21 protein-coding genes and 1 tRNA gene are annotated in these 15,862 nt (G+C 70.0%); 14 read left to right on the forward strand and 8 right to left on the reverse strand.

Annotated elements, in window-relative coordinates; translation table 11 throughout:
* Positions 1–55 precede the first annotated feature (55 nt).
* From PGN23_RS01875 to PGN23_RS01925, 11 genes are all read left to right on the forward strand, one after another.
* Complete coding sequence (locus tag PGN23_RS01875; RefSeq protein ID WP_335301152.1) at positions 56–886, forward strand: pyruvate, water dikinase regulatory protein; 831 nt, start codon at positions 56–58, stop codon at positions 884–886.
* Positions 886–1,473 (forward strand): Maf family protein, encoded by a 588-nt coding sequence (locus tag PGN23_RS01880; RefSeq protein WP_335301153.1) that lies wholly within the window; start codon positions 886–888, stop codon positions 1,471–1,473. Before PGN23_RS01875 ends, PGN23_RS01880 begins: the two co-directional genes overlap by 1 nt.
* Entirely contained in the window at positions 1,470–2,294 is an 825-nt protein-coding gene (locus tag PGN23_RS01885) for a shikimate dehydrogenase family protein (protein WP_335301154.1), read from the forward strand. The genes PGN23_RS01880 and PGN23_RS01885 overlap by 4 nt, the downstream gene beginning before the upstream one ends.
* Positions 2,291–2,869 (forward strand): dephospho-CoA kinase, encoded by a 579-nt coding sequence (coaE, locus tag PGN23_RS01890; RefSeq protein ID WP_335301155.1) that lies wholly within the window; start codon positions 2,291–2,293, stop codon positions 2,867–2,869. Before PGN23_RS01885 ends, coaE begins: the two co-directional genes overlap by 4 nt.
* Before the next feature lie 30 nt (positions 2,870–2,899).
* Entirely contained in the window at positions 2,900–3,592 is a 693-nt protein-coding gene (gene dnaQ, locus PGN23_RS01895; protein WP_335301156.1) for a DNA polymerase III subunit epsilon, read from the forward strand.
* A gap of 55 nt (positions 3,593–3,647) precedes the next feature.
* Positions 3,648–4,238, forward strand: a complete 591-nt coding sequence (gene hpf, locus PGN23_RS01900) for a ribosome hibernation-promoting factor, HPF/YfiA family (RefSeq protein ID WP_335301157.1) — start codon at positions 3,648–3,650, stop codon at positions 4,236–4,238.
* Positions 4,239–4,274: 36 nt separating this feature from the next.
* Positions 4,275–4,742, forward strand: a complete 468-nt coding sequence (locus tag PGN23_RS01905; RefSeq protein ID WP_335301158.1) for a PTS sugar transporter subunit IIA — start codon at positions 4,275–4,277, stop codon at positions 4,740–4,742.
* Positions 4,729–5,184 (forward strand): PaaI family thioesterase, encoded by a 456-nt coding sequence (locus PGN23_RS01910; RefSeq protein ID WP_335301159.1) that lies wholly within the window; start codon positions 4,729–4,731, stop codon positions 5,182–5,184. The genes PGN23_RS01905 and PGN23_RS01910 overlap by 14 nt, the downstream gene beginning before the upstream one ends.
* A 25-nt stretch (positions 5,185–5,209) precedes the next feature.
* A complete protein-coding gene (locus PGN23_RS01915; RefSeq protein WP_335301160.1) occupies positions 5,210–5,533 on the forward strand; it encodes a DUF1491 family protein in 324 nt (107 codons plus the stop codon).
* A gap of 290 nt (positions 5,534–5,823) precedes the next feature.
* Complete coding sequence (locus tag PGN23_RS01920; RefSeq protein ID WP_335301161.1) at positions 5,824–6,387, forward strand: cell wall hydrolase; 564 nt, start codon at positions 5,824–5,826, stop codon at positions 6,385–6,387.
* A 64-nt stretch (positions 6,388–6,451) separates the two neighbouring features.
* Positions 6,452–6,943 (forward strand): MmcB family DNA repair protein, encoded by a 492-nt coding sequence (locus PGN23_RS01925; RefSeq protein ID WP_335301162.1) that lies wholly within the window; start codon positions 6,452–6,454, stop codon positions 6,941–6,943.
* On the opposite strand, the gene PGN23_RS01930 is transcribed toward PGN23_RS01925, so the two are convergent.
* Entirely contained in the window at positions 6,940–7,545 is a 606-nt protein-coding gene (locus PGN23_RS01930) for an ankyrin repeat domain-containing protein (RefSeq protein ID WP_335301163.1), read from the reverse strand. The two genes, PGN23_RS01925 and PGN23_RS01930, sit on opposite strands and share 4 nt — an antisense overlap.
* A gap of 74 nt (positions 7,546–7,619) precedes the next feature.
* Here PGN23_RS01930 and PGN23_RS01935 point away from each other — a divergent pair, with 74 nt between their 5' ends.
* From PGN23_RS01935 to PGN23_RS01945, 3 genes are read left to right on the forward strand one after another with little or no spacing between them, the layout of a single operon-like run.
* On the forward strand, positions 7,620–8,213 hold the full coding sequence (locus PGN23_RS01935) for an SCO family protein (protein ID WP_443019739.1): 594 nt from the start codon (positions 7,620–7,622) through the stop codon (positions 8,211–8,213).
* On the forward strand, positions 8,201–8,644 hold the full coding sequence (locus tag PGN23_RS01940; RefSeq protein WP_335301165.1) for a YcgN family cysteine cluster protein: 444 nt from the start codon (positions 8,201–8,203) through the stop codon (positions 8,642–8,644). Before PGN23_RS01935 ends, PGN23_RS01940 begins: the two co-directional genes overlap by 13 nt.
* Positions 8,641–9,327: a M48 family metallopeptidase gene (locus PGN23_RS01945; protein ID WP_335301166.1), complete on the forward strand. Its 687-nt coding sequence runs from the start codon at positions 8,641–8,643 to the stop codon at positions 9,325–9,327. The genes PGN23_RS01940 and PGN23_RS01945 overlap by 4 nt, the downstream gene beginning before the upstream one ends.
* 12 nt (positions 9,328–9,339) lie before the next feature.
* Here the strand turns inward: PGN23_RS01945 and PGN23_RS01950 are convergent, their stop codons facing one another.
* The 7 genes from PGN23_RS01950 to PGN23_RS01980 form a co-directional block, all read right to left on the reverse strand.
* Positions 9,340–11,430, reverse strand: coding sequence for a transglycosylase domain-containing protein (locus PGN23_RS01950; protein WP_335301167.1), 2,091 nt, complete (start codon positions 11,428–11,430; stop codon positions 9,340–9,342).
* Positions 11,431–11,483: 53 nt separating this feature from the next.
* Positions 11,484–11,885, reverse strand: a complete 402-nt coding sequence (msrB, locus tag PGN23_RS01955; RefSeq protein ID WP_335301168.1) for a peptide-methionine (R)-S-oxide reductase MsrB — start codon at positions 11,883–11,885, stop codon at positions 11,484–11,486.
* Positions 11,886–11,916: 31 nt separating this feature from the next.
* Positions 11,917–13,005: an NAD(P)/FAD-dependent oxidoreductase gene (locus PGN23_RS01960; RefSeq protein ID WP_335301169.1), complete on the reverse strand. Its 1,089-nt coding sequence runs from the start codon at positions 13,003–13,005 to the stop codon at positions 11,917–11,919.
* Positions 13,002–13,691, reverse strand: coding sequence for a methyltransferase domain-containing protein (locus tag PGN23_RS01965; RefSeq protein WP_335301170.1), 690 nt, complete (start codon positions 13,689–13,691; stop codon positions 13,002–13,004). The genes PGN23_RS01960 and PGN23_RS01965 overlap by 4 nt, the downstream gene beginning before the upstream one ends.
* Positions 13,688–14,734 carry a type III polyketide synthase gene (locus PGN23_RS01970; protein ID WP_335301171.1) on the reverse strand — a complete coding sequence of 349 codons (1,047 nt, stop codon included), beginning with the start codon at positions 14,732–14,734 and terminating at the stop codon, positions 13,688–13,690. Before PGN23_RS01970 ends, PGN23_RS01965 begins: the two co-directional genes overlap by 4 nt.
* A gap of 76 nt (positions 14,735–14,810) precedes the next feature.
* Positions 14,811–14,897, reverse strand: a tRNA-Leu gene (locus tag PGN23_RS01975).
* A 90-nt stretch (positions 14,898–14,987) separates the two neighbouring features.
* Positions 14,988–15,743, reverse strand: coding sequence for a zinc-ribbon domain-containing protein (locus tag PGN23_RS01980; RefSeq protein ID WP_335301172.1), 756 nt, complete (start codon positions 15,741–15,743; stop codon positions 14,988–14,990).
* Positions 15,744–15,862 lie beyond the last annotated feature (119 nt).

Consider the following 15,862-nt stretch of genomic DNA (forward strand, 5'->3'; position numbering starts at 1 on the left):
GTTACGCTAGCCACCATCCCCATGTTGTCCACAGATCGGCCCCGCTGACCCCATCATGGTCCGTCTGCACCTCCATCTGCTGTCTGATTCCACCGGCGAGACGCTGGAGAACATCGCCAAGGCGGCGCTGGCGCAATATGACGACGTCGAGACGGTGCGCCATTTCTGGCCGATGGTGCGCACCGAGATGCACCTCGACCGCATCCTGCAGGAAATCGCGCAGAACCCCGGGCTCGTGATCTTTACGCTGGTGAACCCGACCACGCGTGCCGCGCTGGAAACACGCTGCCGTGCGCTGGGATTGCCGACGGTCGCGCCGCTCGATCCCGTCAACGACGCGCTGTCGATGCTGCTGGGGCAACAGGCCAAGGCGCGTCCAGGCCGCCAGCATGTGCTGGATGCCGCCTATTTCGAGCGGGTCGACGCGATCCAGTTCACGATCGCGCATGACGACGGCATCGCCTGGGAGGAATGGGAAGAGGCCGACATCGTGCTGGCGGGGGTCAGCCGTTCGTCCAAGACGCCGACGTCGATCTACCTCGCCAACCGCGGGTTCAAGACCGCGAACATCCCGATCGTCGTCGAAAGCCCGCCGCCGCCATCGCTGTTCGGCTTGCGCAATCCGCTGGTGGTGGGGCTGACGACCAGCGCCGACCGGCTGATCCAGGTGCGGCGCAACCGCCTGCTGTCGCTCAATCAGCCACCGGAGACCGATTACGTGAATCAGGACGCGGTCACGCGCGAGATCGCTTATGCGCGGCGGATGTTCGCCGATAACGGCTGGCCGGTGATCGACGTGACGCGGCGTTCGATCGAGGAAACCGCGGCGGCGATCATCGCGCTGGTCAACGAGCGTCGCGGCCTGGCGGCCCGGGCGACCGACTGATGCTGATCCTGGCGTCCCAGAGCGCATCGCGCACCGCGATGCTGTCGGCGGCGGGGGTACCCTTCACCGCGGAGCCGGCGCATGCGGACGAGGCCGCGGTGAAGGAAGCGATGGCGGGGCAGCATCCGCGCGACATCGCCGATGCGCTGGCCCAGCTGAAGGCGATGAAGGTATCGGCGCGGCATCCCGGGCATCTGGTGCTCGGCTCGGACAGTCTGGCGGTGCTGGACGACGGTACGATCCTGGACAAGCCGGCCAGCCGGGAGGAGGCGTTCGACCACCTGACCCGCATGTCGGGGAAACGCCATGACCTGGTCAGTGCGGCGGTGATCGCGGAGAATGGCCAGCCCGTGTGGCGCGTCGTCGACAAGGCGAAGATGTACGTCCGCGCGCTGTCGCCGGCCTTCATCGACGCGTATCTCGACGCGGAATGGCCCGCGATTGCGGGGTGCGTCGGGTGTTACCGCATCGAAGGGCCGGGCGCGCAGCTGTTCGCACGCGTGGAGGGCAGCCAATTCACCGTGCTGGGGATGCCGCTGCTGCCGGTGCTCGACTATCTGCGGACGCGAAAGGTGCTGCCGGCGTGACGAAACCCTATGCCGAGGTGATCGGCGACCCGATTTCGCACTCCAAATCGCCGCTGATTCACGGTTTCTGGCTCGAAAAGCTGGGGATCGAGGCGGATTATCGCGCGACCCGCGTGGCGCCGGACGCGCTGGGGGCGTTTCTGGCGGAGCGGCAGCGCGATCCGGCGTGGCGCGGGTGCAACATTACCGTACCGCACAAGGTGGCGGCGCTCGATCATGTGCCCGATCCGGGCGGGATCCGCGGGTCGATCGGGGCGATCAACACGGTGTTCCGGGGCGAAAACGACGCGTTCGTGGGCACAAATACCGACGCTGCGGGCTTCCTGTCGCCGATCGCGGACCTCGATTGGGCGGGTAAAAGCGTGATCGTCGTGGGGGCGGGGGGTGCCGCGCGCGCGATCCTGTTCGCTTTGTCGAGGGTGGGGGCGGGCCGCGTCACCATATTGAACCGCACGCCGTTGAAGGGTGCGGCGCTGCTCGCACAATTCGGACTGAAGGGCGATGCGCTGCCGCTGCCCGCTCGGCTGCCCGCGGCGGCGCTGCTGGTGAACACCAGCGCGCTGGGAATGACGGGCCAGCCGCCGCTCGATCTCGACCTCTCGCCGCTGTCCGACGACGCGGTGGTCTACGACATCGTCTATGCGCCGCTGGTCACCCCGCTGCTGGCGGCGGCGGCGGCGCGGGGGCTGGATACGGTCGACGGGCTGGAGATGCTGATCGGTCAGGCGGCGCTCGCGTTCGAGCTGTTCTTCGGAGCCGCGCCCCCACGCGAGCATGACGACGAGCTGCGATCGAGGTTGGCATCGGGGCGGACCGCATGATCCGCGTCGGGCTGACCGGGTCGATCGGGATGGGCAAATCGACGGTGGCGGCGATGTTCGCCGATGAGGGCGTGCCGGTGTTCGATGCCGATGCCACCGTCCACCGGCTTCAGGGACCCGGCGGCAAGGTGGTCGCCGCGATCGAGGCGCGCTTCCCCGGCACCACGGGCGCGGGGGGCGTCGACCGCACCTCGCTGGCGGAGGCGGTTCTGGGCGACGATGCCGCGATGAAGGCGCTGGAGGCGATCGTCCACCCCGCGGTGGGGGCGGAACGCGCCGCCTTCCTGGCGGAGCATGCCGACGCGCCGGTCGTCGTCTTCGACGTGCCGCTGCTGTTCGAGACGGGGGGCGACCGGCATGTCGATGCGGTCGTCGTCGTCTCCGCCGCGGCCGCGGTGCAGCGCGACCGCACGCTCGCGCGCGCCGGCATGACCCCCGCCAAGTTCGATGCGATCCTGGCGCGCCAGACCCCCGACGCGGAAAAGCGCGCCCGCGCCGACCACGTCATCCCCACCGACGTCCCGCTGGAGGAGACACGCGCGGCCGTGCGCCGGGTGATCGCGGCACTTGCCTAAGCCGGATCAAGGTCGGATAACGCTACGTCCATGCGCGAGATCGTCTTCGATACCGAAACCACGGGCCTGAGCTTCGCCGGCGGCGACCGGATGGTTGAAATCGGCTGCGTCGAACTGGTCAACCGGGTCGAGACGGGGCGCACGTTCCACGCCTACTACCACCCCGAGCGCGACATGCCGGCCGAGGCGGAGCGGGTGCACGGACTGTCCGCCACCTTCCTGGCCAAGCATCCCGTCTTTGCCGCGGCGGTGGCCGACCTGCTGGACTTCATCGGCGACGCGCCGCTGATCGCGCACAATGCGGGATTCGACTTCTCCTTCCTGAACGGCGAGCTGGAGCGGTGCGGGCAACCGCTCGTCTGCATGTCGCGGATGGTCGATACGTTGCAGATCGCGCGGTCGCGTCACCCCGGCGCGAAGCACACGCTCGATGCCCTGTGCAACCGCTACGGCATCGACCGCTCGCACCGCGTGCTGCACGGCGCGCTGCTCGACGCACAGCTGCTGGCGCAGGTCTATGTCGAGCTGACCGGCGGGCGCCAGATCGGGCTGGGGCTGGTCAGCGATGCGCCCAGGGTGGTGGTGGTGGAGACGGTCGCGCCGGTCGTCACCAAGGTGCGGCCATTGCGCGTGTTTTCGCCGTCGCCCGCGGAACTGGCGGCGCATGCGGCGTTTGTGAAAGGGGTGAAGGATCCGTTGTGGGGGCCCGGCGCGTCCGGTTGACGCGGCAGGCATCGGCGAGGGGGTTCGACGCCGGTGCGACAGACTGGAGAAAGATATGGAAATCCGCATTTCAGGCCATCAGGTGGCGATCGGCGACGCGCTGAAGGCCCATGTCGATGAGCGTCTCCAGGGAATCGCCGACAAGTATTTCGCGCGCGCGATCTCGGCCGAGGTCACCTTCGGCAAGGGTCCGCACGACAATGGCTTCAAGTGCGACATCGTCGCGCACGTGATGCGCGGGCTGGTGCTGAAGGGGCGGCACGACGCGCATGACGCGCACCTCGCCTTCGATGGCGCGGCGGAGAAGATCGAGAAGCAGCTGCGGCGCTACGTCCGCCGGCTCAAGGACCATGCCCCCGCGCATGCCGCGGCGGAGGCGGAGCGCGAGAGCAACGGCTACGACAATGCCGGCTACACGCTGTTCGCGGAATCGATCGACGAGGAGGAGGCGGGCGATGCGCCGCTGGTCATCGCCGAGACGCGCGTCGACGTGCCGGATGCCAGCGTATCGGACGCGGTCATGATGCTCGACCTGCGCAACACGCAGGCGCTGCTGTTCAGGAACGCCGGCACCGGCGCCTATAACATGGTCTATCGCCGCGGTGACGGGACGATCGGCTGGGTCGAACCGCAGCGCGGCGGCTGAGCCACGCCGCCGCTGCTGCCTCCGACGAACCGGATCATGATCGACCTGAGCGACCTCCTGGTTCCCGATGGCGTTGCCATCGGGCTGACCGCCGCCACGAAGAAGACGCTGTTCACGCAGATCGGCGGGCTGGCCGGCCCGCTGCTGGGGTTGAACCCGCGCGAGGTCGCGGAGGCGTTGCTGGCGCGCGAGAAGGCCGGGTCGACCGGGTTCGGCGGCGGGGTGGCGATACCCCATGCGCGGATCGAAGGGCTCGACCGGATCGCCGTCCTAGTCGTCCGGCTGGCGCAGCGGCTCGACTTCGGCGCACCCGACGATGTCGGGGTCGATGTGGTGGCGGCGATACTGTCGCCGCCGCAGGCGGGCGCGGCGCACCTGAAGGCGCTGGCCCGCGTCGCGCGGCGGTTCCGCGACCGGCGCTTCGTCGAGAAGCTGCGCGGCGCGGGGTCGCCCGATGCGGTCTATGCCCTGCTGACGACGGACGAGACGCGTGACGCGGCCTGAGGGGGCGGAGGCGCATTATCGTGCGCTCGAGTCGCTCTATGCGGCGGCGCCGATCAACCGCTTCTTCGCATCGCGGATGGAGATCGCCGAGGCGGGGCGGTCGACGATCCACTTCACCGTCGACCAGCGCCATTTCCACGCCGCGGGCGCGGCGCACGGTACCAGCTATTTCAAGATGCTGGACGACGCCGCCTTCTATGCGTGCAACAGCCTGGTGACCGACCGCTTCCTGCTGACCACACAGTTCAGCCTCCTCCTGACGCGTCCGATGCGCGAAGGGCCGGTGGTCGCGGAGGGACGCTGGGTCAGCGGACAGCGCCGGGTCTTCGTCGCGGAGGCACGGCTGGTCGCCGCGGATGGCGAGGAGGTGGCGCGCGGGACGGGCACCTTCATGCGGTCGCAGATCCCGCTGGCGACACTGCCCGGCTACGCGCCGGCGTGACCGACTCGGCCCGATGACGGCGCGATTGCCGACTCACCTGACGGTCGCGGCGTTGCTGCGTCGGGTCAACGATGCGGGCGGGCTGGGCGTGGTGCGCGCCTCGGGCGACGCGCAATCCGGTAGCCTCTTGATCCTGCTCGACGAAGGCATGCGCGTCCGCGCGCTGGAGCGGATGCGCGACCTCGACGACCGCGATACGCTGGTACCAGCGGGGCCGGCATCGGGCGAGGAACGCGCGGTGGAGGAGTATTGGCAGGCACGGCGCGCCCGCGACCCCGATCTGTGGGTCATCGAACTGAACGTCCCGCACGCCGAACGGTTCGTCGCTGAAACGATCCTGCACGATTGATTCCGTTAACCCCTGGCCGGATAGGCGGTTCCCATCACAGGCAAGCGTTGTGCCGGTGCGGGGTGCGATCCCGAACGGTGACGCAGTCGGGGGGAATACCGGCCGATCCTGAAGCCTTGCGCTTCTCCAGCGATCGCGTCCGCACGCCCACCGCATAATATCGACGTGGAATGCTTTTTACTTCGCGCGTTGCGACGCTCGCAACGTTCACCCTTTCGATGGTCGGGTTGATCGCCCAGGGTTCCGCGGCGCTGGCCGCCGAGAGCGCTTCGATTCCCACGACCACCCCGGTGACCGTCGCCGTCGCGACCGCGGTTCCGACCGCCGCCTTCCCCACCGCCCCGCTGTCGTCGGTTCAGGGCACCATGCCCGCGGTGATGATCCAGACGCCGCCATTGCCCGCCGATGAGGCCGTGAGCACGCCGTCCGAGAATGAGCAGGTCGCCTATCCCACGCTCGCCGCTGCCGTCGCCGATCAGTCGGTGCCGTCGAACACCGGCGACGACCTGCGCTGCCTCGCCGGCGCCATCTATTTCGAGGCCCGCGGCGAGCCGCTCGCCGGCCAGCTGGCGGTGGCCGAGGTCATCCTGAACCGTACCCGGTCGCGCCGCTTCGGCGGCGACGTGTGCAGCGTCATCACCCAGCCGGGCCAGTTCTCCTTCGTCCGCGGTGGCCGCATCCCGGCCGCGCCGACCAACGACGACTGGCGCACCGCCGTCGCGGTGGCGAAGGTCGCGCTGAAGGATGCGTGGGAAAGCGACGCGTCCGAGGCGCTGTACTTCAACGGCCGTGGCGTCGGCCACCCGGCGCGGGTCCGCATCGCCGCGATCGGCAACCACCTGTTCTATCGCTGATAGACGTCGCATCGGCGGCACGGAGGGCTTTACCTCCGTTCCTTGGATGTTCTATCCGGCGGGGATGCTGTCTCCGCCTCCCTCCTGCACCGACGCCGGCGACGACGCGCTATGCGCCGCCGATGTCGCGCGCGGCGTCACCCGGATGCTGCTGCGCCACGAGCTGACGGCGATCGGCGAAGTACCGCTGGAGGGCGGGCGCCGCGCCGACCTGATGGCGCTGGATGCGCGCGGACAGCTGGTGATCGTCGAGATCAAGGTGTCGCGCGCCGACCTGCTGGGCGATGCCAAGTGGCAGGATTATCTCGCGCATTGCGACCGCTTCTACTGGGCGGTGCCGGCCGGGTTCGATGCCGCGCCGATCGACGGCCCCGCGTTCCTGCCCGAGCGGACCGGCCTGATCGTCGCCGATCGCTACGACGCGGCGATCGTGCGCGAGGCGCGGACCGATCCCCTGCCCGCCCATGTCAGGAAGCGGTGCACGCTCGCCTTCGCGCGGCGCGCCGCGCGGCGGCTGATCGCGGCGCACGATCCCGAGGCGGGCGTGGCGGTCTAGCGCAGCTTCGGCCCCGCCACCGCGCGCGGCGCCTTGCGCGGCGTATCCTCGATCAGCTTCAGGATCGCGGTCGCCCGGCTGTCGCGCCTGGCATAGTCGCGCGCCGACAGGCCGGCGACATTGTCGGTCTGGTCCGGATTGCCGCCCGCGGCTAGGATGGCGCGGGTCAGCGCCAGATCGCGACGCTCGACCGCGCGGATCAGCGGGGTTTCACCGCCGGCATTGCCGAGGTTGGCATTGGCGTTGGCGGCGGCGAGGATGCCGACCAGCTCGCTGTTGCCCGCCTCCGTCGCCAGCATCATCGCGGTATTGCCGTTGCGATCGCGCAGGTTCGGGTCGGCCCCCTTCGCCAGCAGATAGCGCAGATAGGTCGCATCGCCGCGCTTCGCGACGATATGGATCGCGCCCTCGCCACTGCCGATGTCGCGGGTGTTGACGATCGTCTGCCCGGGCTGGTCGAGGATCGCGATGACGGCGTTGCCGTCCGCCTTTCGCACGGCCTCCAGGAACTTGTAGCTTTGCGACTGCTGCTGCGCGGCGGCGGGGGTGGCGACCGCTGCGACCAGCGGGAGGAGCCAGGGGAGGGTCGAGCGGTGGGACATAGGCCTCTGACACGGAAAAGGGGGCAGGGTTGCGGATCGCGATATAACCCATCACATCTGCCGTCACCATGAACATGCGTATCCCGGCCATCGCGCTGACCCTTTTCCTGGCCGGATCGCTCGCGGCCTGCTCGTCCGAACCGGCCGCCACGGCCGCGGCGCAGCCGCCGCTGGCGGGGGCACGGATCGGGGGGGCGTTCCGGCTGACCGATCAGGACGGGCGCACCGTGACCGACCGCGACTTCGCGGGGCGGTACCGGATCGTCTATTTCGGCTACACCTTCTGCCCCGATGTCTGCCCGGTGGACGTCCAGAACATCGCCGCCGCGCTGAAGCTGATCGAGGCGAAGGATGCCGCGCTGGCGAGACGGATCGTGCCGATCTTCATCACCGTCGATCCGGCGCGCGACACGCCCGCGGTGCTCAGGCAGTTCGTCAGCGCGTTCCACCCGCGCATGGTCGGGCTGACGGGCAGCGAGCAGGCGATTGCGGCCACCGCCAAGGCGTATGGCATCTATTACGCGCGCGGTAAGGGGACGGCGGACGGTTACATGATGGACCACAGCCGCCAGATCTATCTGATGGGGCCCGATGGTCAGCCGCTGGCGCTGCTGCCCGAAACGCCGCCGCAGGCGATGGCGGACGAGGTCATGAAATGGGCGCGCTGACGGGTCGTTTCTGGGAGGACGTGCCGCTCGACCGGCTCGACCGCGCGCAGTGGGAGGCGCTGTGCGACGGATGCGGCAAATGTTGCCTGCACAAGCTGGAGGATGAGGAAACCGGCGAGCTGATCGCGACCAACGTCGCGTGCCGGCTTTTGGATCGGCGCAGCGGTCAATGCTCCAACTATCGCCATCGCCGGGCCTATGTGTCCGAGTGCGTGCGGCTGACCAGCGGCAATGTCGATTCGATCGACTGGCTGCCCTCGACCTGCGCCTATCGGCTGCGGGCCAACGGCGAGCCGCTGCCGGCATGGCATTACCTGGTCAGCGGCGACCGCGAGGCGGTGCACCGCGCCGGCGAGTCGGTGCGCGGCTGGACGATCAGCGAGGACGATGCCGGCGACCTCGAACATCATATGGTCGACCGGCAATTGTGACGGGTGAGTTCGACGTCGTGCGGCATCCCCGCGCACGGCGCACGAAGCTGTCGTTCGACCCGCTGACCGGCCGCGCGCGACTGACGCTGCCGCCGCGCGCTTCGGTCGAGCGCGCGGTCGTCTGGGCGCGGGGGCAGCAGGCGTGGCTGGCGCGCCAGCGTGACGCCATGCCGCAGCCGCGACCTTTCGTCGCCGGCGCGACGATCCCCGTGGAGGGGGCTGAGCTGCAGTTGATCCACGACGCGGGGGCGTCGCGACTGCCGGTGGTGGCAGGCGGTTGCCTGACGGTCGGGGGGCCGGCGGACATGGTCGAGCGGCGCGTCGCCGCCTGGCTGAAGCGACGAGCGCTGGCGGTGCTGGAGGAGGAGACGAATCTTTATGCGGCCCGCGCCGGTGTCTCGGTCGCACGGGTGGGGATCGGCGATCCGCGCGGGCGCTGGGGCAGCTGCGCGCACGACGGCACGATCCGCTACAGCTGGCGGCTGATCCTGGCCCCGGTGGAGGTGCGGCGGGCGACCGTCGCTCACGAGGTCGCGCACCGGCTGCACATGGACCATTCGCCCGCCTTCCACGCGGCGGTCGAGCGGCTGTTCGGCCGCGATCCCCGTCCCGAACGCACGTGGCTACGCACGCACGGGGCGGCGCTTCACTGGTTCGGGCGGTCCGTGTCGCGCGGCGGCTGAGCGCGCGGCGCATCACGCCGCGGCGCCTGCTGCTGGCCCGTCACGCGGTCGAGCCAATCCTGATCCAGCCGCTCCGTCCCGGTATCGGGCGGGGTGAGGTCGTCGCGGGGGCGTGACGGTGGGGGGGGTGACCGGACGCTCGACGCCGAAGCCGGTGTCGTCATCGCCCGGTACCGGCGGGCGCGGCGGCGTGTCGCCGACCGACCGACCGTCGTCGTCGACGAAGCTCATATTGTCGGGCGCGCCGTAATAGCTTTCCGCATCCGGCTCCAGCTGCGCCTCGGGCAGCGTCACCTGGGTGTCGAACTGCTCGATCGGGCGGCTGGCGACCGCGGCGCTCATGAACTGCGCGAACGCCTTCGCGGGAGCGGTGCCGCCGTGGAGCCCGGCGATCGCACGCGCGTCGTCGCGGCCCATCCACACCCCCGTCGTCAGCCCGCTGGAAAAGCCGAGGAACCAGCCGTCCTTGCTGCTGCTGGTGGTGCCGGTCTTTCCCGCGACCGGACGCCCGATCTGCGCCGCACGCCCCGTGCCCGTATTGACCGCGGTCTGGAGCAGGTCGGTCATCTGCGCGGCGACGTACGGTGCCACCAGCACGCGGCTGCGATCCACCTCGTGGGTGTAGATCTCTTCGTTGTCGGCGGTGACGCGGGTGATGCCGAACGGCGTGATCTCCACGCCCTTGTTCGCGACGGAGGCGAACGCCCGCGTCATGTCGATCAGCCGCACGTCCGAGGTGCCCAGCACCATGGAGGGGTGGGTGTTGACCGGCGTGGTGATGCCGAAGCGGCGCGCCATGTCGGCGACGGTCTGGAAACCGACCGCCTGCCCCAGCTTCGCCGCGATGGTGTTGAGCGAATAGGCGAAGGCGGTGCGCAGCGTCACCTCGCCCGAATTGCGGCGCGAATCGTTGCGCGGGGACCAGCCGTCGATCGTCACCGGCTCGTCGATCTCCTTGTCCTCCGGCGTGCGCCCGGCCTCGAGTGCTGCGAGATAGACGAAGAGCTTGAAGGCGGAGCCGGGCTGGCGCTGCGCCTGGGTGGCGCGGTTGTAGATCGAGCTGACGTAATCGGTGCCGCCCACCATCGCGCGCACCGCCCCGTCACGGTCGATCGATACCAGCGCACCCTGCGCACCGCGCGGCACGTTGGCCCGCACCGCGGCATCGGCGGCGCGCTGCATCGCCGGGTCGAGCGTGGTCCACACCTCCAGCGGCTTGACCGTCTCGTCGATCAGCAGATCGAGCTGCGGCAGGGCCCAGTCGGTGAAGTAGCGGACGCTGTTCTGTTTCGGCGCGGGGGCGAGCGCGACATCGGCGGGGTCGGCGGAATCGGCCTGCCCCTGGGTGATGAAGCCGTTGCGCACCATCTGTTGCAGCACGACGCCCGCGCGGCCCTTGGCGGCGTCGGCATCGGCGGTGGGGGAGTAGTTGGACGGCGCCTTGACCAGCCCGGCGATGACCGCCGCCTCCGCCAGCGTCAGCCGGTCGGCGCCGTGGCCGAAGAACTTCCGGCTGGCGGCGTCGATGCCATAGGCGCCGCCGCCATAATAGACCTTGTTCAGATACAGTTCGAGGACCTGATCCTTGGTGAACTTGCGCTCCAGTGCCAGAGCCAGGATCCACTCGCGGAACTTGCGACCGAACTTCTTCTGGTTGTTCAGGAAGATGTTACGCGCGAGCTGCTGCGTGATGGTCGAGCCGCCCTGGATCCAACGGCCGCGCTCGATCCGGATCGCGGCCGAGCGCGCGATGCCGATCGGGTCGACGCCCAGATGGCTGCGGAAGCGACGATCCTCCACCGCGACCGTCGCATCGCGCATCACCGCGGGGATGCGATCGTAGGGAAGCCATTCGCCGTAGCTCGGCCCGAGCGACACCAGCACCGAGCCATCGGCGGCATGGACGCGGATCATCTGCCCGTTGGGCGAGGACTTCAGGCTTTCGAAGCTCGGCAGCTGGGCACGCGCGATATAGACCGCGGTAACGAGCGCACCGAGCAGCAGTACCGCGAGCGCGATCGCCGCCTTCGTGGCAAACCACAACCGCCCCCGCCAGCGCGAGGGGGTTGCGGATCGGCGTTTGGGGGAGGAGGCGCGGGCCATGGCGTGCGCCTTGCCGGATAAAGGCTTAGGCCATGGTTAACAAGAAATGGATTTCAGGCCGCGGCGCGCGCGCGGAAGTCGAGCGACACCGAGTTCATGCAATAGCGCAGCCCGGTCGGCGGCGGGCCGTCGGGGAAGACGTGGCCGAGGTGGCTGTCGCACCGCGCGCAGCGGGTCTCGACACGCGTCATGCCGTGGCTGGTGTCGCGGTGATCGGTCACCGCATCGGGCGTGATCGGCTGGGTGAAGCTGGGCCAGCCGGAGCCGGAATCGTATTTGTCGACGCTGTCGAACAGCGCCAGCTCGCACGCGGCGCAATGGTAGATGCCGTCGGCCTTGTTATCGTTGAGCCGCCCGGAAAAGGCGCGTTCGGTGCCGGCCTGGCGCAGGACGTGATATTGTTCGGGGGTCAGCCGCTGCTTCCACTCGGCTTCGGAGAGATTGATCTGTTCCATGGGCGCGATCTGGTTCCGGGAGGGTCGTTGTTCAATGGGTTGCGTGATCGATCCGTGTCAGCCGCGCGATGACGTGGATCAGCCCGGTGCGGGCGGCGATCGACAGCAGCGGCGCGGACAGGGCGGGGCGTTCCGCGAGTGCGCGTACCGTGCCGGCGATGCGCAACGGATGCGCGGCGCGATCGGCGAAGTCGCGCTGCCACCGCGGGGCGGCGTTCGCCCCTCCCGCGAGCCACGCCGATGCCGCGGACGCGCCGCTGGCAAGCGCGATGCCCATTCCCTCGCCGGCAAGCGAGGGGATGACCGCGGCCTGGTCGCCCAGACGGAAGCGGCCGGATACACCGGCGGTCGCGCGCCAGCCGTAAGGGACGTTGGCCACCGCCTCGACCGCGGAGCCGTCCCCGGCGTAAAGGCGATCGCCTAGGGCGGGGGCGTCGTCGGCCAGCTCGGCCAGGAGCCGCGCGGGATCGCCCGCCGCGTCGAGGCGGGAGCGATGCACCGCGAGGCAGATGTTGGTGCTGCCGTCCTCCTGCCGCGCGATGCCGGCATAGCCACGGTCGAACAGATGCAGCTCGATGGCGTCCCCGACGAGCCGGTCGAGCGTGACGCAGCGCGACCGGCGCTGGCGAAGGCCGAGCGTCGGGTCGCTGCCGCGGGCGTCCGCCGGGCGGGCGGCGCCGCGGACGTCGTGCTTGCCGGTGGCCAGGAAGAGGGTTTCGGGGGTCAGCGTCGCGCCATCCGCGGTGCGGATCGTCCCTTCTTCCACCGCGCGTACCGCGACGCCGCGCTCGACCCCCGTGCCGAGCGCGGCCGCGTGGTCGATGAGGAGGGTGTCGAGGTGGCGCCGCGATACCGCGATGGCGGGGGCGGGCAGGCGGGCCTCCGCCATGCGCCCGCCGGCGAAGAGGCGGACGCGGGTGATCCGCTCGACGCTGAGGCGGTCGCGCTCGATCCCCAGCGCCGCGAGCGCATCGAGCGTGCGCCAGCTGAGGAAGCCGCCGCACAAGGCGTCGCCGGTGTCGCGGTGACGCTCCAGCACGGTGGCGCGGATGCCGGCGCGCGCGAGCACGATAGCAGCGGCGGCGCCCGCCGGCCCGCCGCCCAGGATCAGCGGCGTCATCGGTGGCGCTCGACGCACAGCCGGAAGGGGAAGGCGCGGTAGATACGCGCATCCTCTACCCCCGCCGCGTCGAGGATCGCGGACCATTCGCCGGGGCGATAGCTGCGCGCGATCGACAGATGGCCATCGTGGCGGACGATCGGATGCCAGCGGAACAGCGCCGCGAGCAGCGGCCAGCCGCGATAGGCGAAGGCGTGCCGATGCAGGTCGTTGACCAGCCAGCCGACCGCGGCATGGCGTTGCATGAAGCGCAGGAAGGCGACGAGCTGCGCCTCGGTCATATGGTGCGCGACGAGGCTGGAGACGATGAAGTCCCATGTCTCCCCCGTCAGACCGGCATAGTCGCCGGTCCGCCAGTCGATGGCGGTGCCGGGCGGCGTGTGCGCGCGCGCCGCCGCCTCGCTACGCGGGTTGAGATCGATGCCGACCAGGTCGAACGCGACGCCGCGACGCTCCCCCCAGCGCGCGATCCGACGCAGCATATCGCCGTCGCCATAACCGACGTCGAGCAGGCGATAGCGCTGCCCCGGCGTCGTCAGCCGGCGCAGGAAGGCGAGCGTCGGGCGGGCGGCGAGCGTGACCCGGTTCACCCTGGCCAGATCGGCGACGACATCGGCATAGGTGGCGGCGGGCAGATCGTCCGAGTCCATCCATTCCTCGGCGACGGCGCGGGTCGCGAGCGTCATGCCGACCGTCCGAACGCGAACCCCTCCGCGGCGAGGCCGGGACCGAAGGCGAGCGCGATGCCGTAATCGGGCACGGGGCGTTCCAGCAGGCGGGCGAGAACGAACATCAGCGTCGCGGAGGACATGTTGCCGTTGTCGGCCAGGACGCGTCGCGACGCGTCGAGCGCATCCGTGGGCAGATCGAGCGCGATGGCGACCGCATCCAGGATCGAGCGTCCGCCGGCATGGACCGCCCAGGCGTCGGGTGTGCGACCGCCGGTGATCGCGGTGACCAGCGCGGAGTCCCTGAGTGCCGCGGCGATCCGGCCGGGCACCTCGCCCGAGAGATGCATCGCGAAGCCGCGATCGGTGATGTCCCAGCGGATCAGCGCATCCGAATCGGGAAGGGTGGTGGCGAAGGGGCGCCCCATCGGCAGCCCGACGGCATCGGCGGTGACCAGCGCGGCGGCGGCGCCATCGCCGAACTGGAGCATCGCCAGCAGCGGCTCCAGCCGATCCTCCGCCTGCAGGTGGAGCGTGGACAGCTCGACGGTGACGACGAGCACGCGTGCCTCCGGTTCCGACCGGACGATGTGGCGCGCGGTGCGCAGCGCGGCGACCGCGGCGTAGCAGCCCATGAAGCCCACCAGCGTCCGCTCGACCGCGGGCGACAGGCCGAGCGCGGCGGCAATGCGCTGGTCGATACCGGGGGCGACGAAGCCGGTGCAGCTGGCGACGACCAGATGGGTGATGGCGCCGGTCGACACGCGGGTCGCCAGATCGGCGATCGCGGCAAGCGCCAGCACCGGCGCCGCCCCGGCATAGAGCGCCATCCGCGCGGCGGTACCGGGATGCGGTTCCGCGGCGTAGAAGCCGCCCGGTGCGACCGGCGGGTCGGGAAGCACCGACCAGCGGTGGCCGATCCCGGAGCGTGCGGCCATGCGATCGAAGAGCTTCGCCTCCGCCGCCGGCAGGCGCGCGCGCGCCCAGTCGACGAACGCGGCATGGATGTCCTGCGCGGGAACGGCGGTGCCGATGGCGTTGATATGGGGCTGGGTCGCCATCGCGACTCTCAACGCCTCAGCCCGGGATTCGGGTACCGGATCGCCTCAACGGGCGAACCTATCCGCCGGGATAGGATGGTGCGGTCGAGAAGACTCGAACTTCCACGTCCTTTCGGACACAACGACCTCAACGTTGCGCGTCTACCAATTCCGCCACGACCGCACGTGGATGTACGACGGGGCAGCCCCGACGTTTGGCAAGGACGCGCCCCTAGCATCGCCATTATGGACTGGCAACGTCGAAAAACGCGGGTCAGCCCGCCTCGCCGACGAAGCTGAGGTCCAGCCGTTTCGAACTGGCGGGGACGTCGACCTGCGCCGAATTGAAATCGATCGCGGCGTTCGGCGCCAGCGTGCGCTGCTGCGGGGTGATCGTCCAGCTGAACACGATCTTGTCCTGCGCATCGCGCAGGTCGGCGCGGATGTCGGGGACGCGCTGGCGCGTGGGCGACGGGTTGGTGATCTGCCCGCTGACCGCGAACAGCTCCGAGCCGTTTGCCATCTTGCGCCGCTCGATCGGGTTGTCGACGATGCGCAGCGGCAGCTCTTCCGGCCCGATCGACAGGCCGATCTGCTGCGCCAGCCCCGGCGCGGTCGTCCACAGGATGATCCCGACCGCGATCAGCATCAGCAGCCCCGCCGCCAACGACGCGATCGTGCGTACCCGCGTGTTGTTGCGGGTGGGGCGGAACGGCGGGCGATGCGCGAAGGCGTCGTAGCCGGGCGTCCCGGCCGGCGGTGCGACGAACGGCTCGGGCGGGGGCGGGGGCGGGGGCGCCGCGGCCGGCATCGGGGCGGCCGGGGGGACATCCTCCACCGCCGCGGCCGGTATCGCTGGCGCTGCCTCCGGCTCGTCCTCCGGCTCGTCCTCCGGCTCGTCCTCCGGCTCGGGCGGATCCTGATACCAGCTGTGGCGGCAGTTGGCGCAGCGCACGGTGCGCCCCGTGGTCCCGATCGCGCTGTCGGGGACCAGGTAGCGGGTGCGGCATTCGGGACATTCGAGAAGCATGGACGCAGGCACCGGCTGGACGGAAACCGAATCTAAACACCTGTCCCGCCCCGATGGCAAGCACGTCGCGCCGTGCTTGAAGCGTCCGAAGGCGCGTGCGATGGCAGGCGACGTTTACA

This window comes from Sphingomonas adhaesiva (genome assembly GCF_036946125.1).
In the GTDB taxonomy this organism is placed as follows: domain Bacteria; phylum Pseudomonadota; class Alphaproteobacteria; order Sphingomonadales; family Sphingomonadaceae; genus Sphingomonas; species Sphingomonas adhaesiva_A.

Bases quoted from the DNA above. Each gene is read 5' to 3' on its own strand.
- PGN23_RS01925 (WP_335301162.1), top strand. From the start codon at position 6,452: ATGCTGTCTCCGCCTCCCTCCTGCACCGACGCCGGCGACGACGCGCTA.
- coaE (WP_335301155.1), top strand. From the start codon at position 2,291: ATGATCCGCGTCGGGCTGACCGGGTCGATCGGGATGGGCAAATCGACG.
- PGN23_RS01970 (WP_335301171.1), bottom strand. From the start codon at position 14,734: ATGGCGACCCAGCCCCATATCAACGCCATCGGCACCGCCGTTCCCGCG.
- PGN23_RS01880 (WP_335301153.1), top strand. From the start codon at position 886: ATGCTGATCCTGGCGTCCCAGAGCGCATCGCGCACCGCGATGCTGTCG.
- PGN23_RS01875 (WP_335301152.1), top strand. From the start codon at position 56: ATGGTCCGTCTGCACCTCCATCTGCTGTCTGATTCCACCGGCGAGACG.
- dnaQ (WP_335301156.1), top strand. From the start codon at position 2,900: ATGCGCGAGATCGTCTTCGATACCGAAACCACGGGCCTGAGCTTCGCC.
- PGN23_RS01935 (WP_443019739.1), top strand. From the start codon at position 7,620: ATGCGTATCCCGGCCATCGCGCTGACCCTTTTCCTGGCCGGATCGCTC.
- PGN23_RS01930 (WP_335301163.1), bottom strand. From the start codon at position 7,545: ATGTCCCACCGCTCGACCCTCCCCTGGCTCCTCCCGCTGGTCGCAGCG.
- PGN23_RS01960 (WP_335301169.1), bottom strand. From the start codon at position 13,005: ATGACGCCGCTGATCCTGGGCGGCGGGCCGGCGGGCGCCGCCGCTGCT.
- PGN23_RS01965 (WP_335301170.1), bottom strand. From the start codon at position 13,691: ATGACGCTCGCGACCCGCGCCGTCGCCGAGGAATGGATGGACTCGGAC.
- PGN23_RS01905 (WP_335301158.1), top strand. From the start codon at position 4,275: ATGATCGACCTGAGCGACCTCCTGGTTCCCGATGGCGTTGCCATCGGG.
- msrB (WP_335301168.1), bottom strand. From the start codon at position 11,885: ATGGAACAGATCAATCTCTCCGAAGCCGAGTGGAAGCAGCGGCTGACC.
- PGN23_RS01980 (WP_335301172.1), bottom strand. From the start codon at position 15,743: ATGCTTCTCGAATGTCCCGAATGCCGCACCCGCTACCTGGTCCCCGAC.
- PGN23_RS01940 (WP_335301165.1), top strand. From the start codon at position 8,201: ATGGGCGCGCTGACGGGTCGTTTCTGGGAGGACGTGCCGCTCGACCGG.
- PGN23_RS01950 (WP_335301167.1), bottom strand. From the start codon at position 11,430: ATGGCCCGCGCCTCCTCCCCCAAACGCCGATCCGCAACCCCCTCGCGC.
- hpf (WP_335301157.1), top strand. From the start codon at position 3,648: ATGGAAATCCGCATTTCAGGCCATCAGGTGGCGATCGGCGACGCGCTG.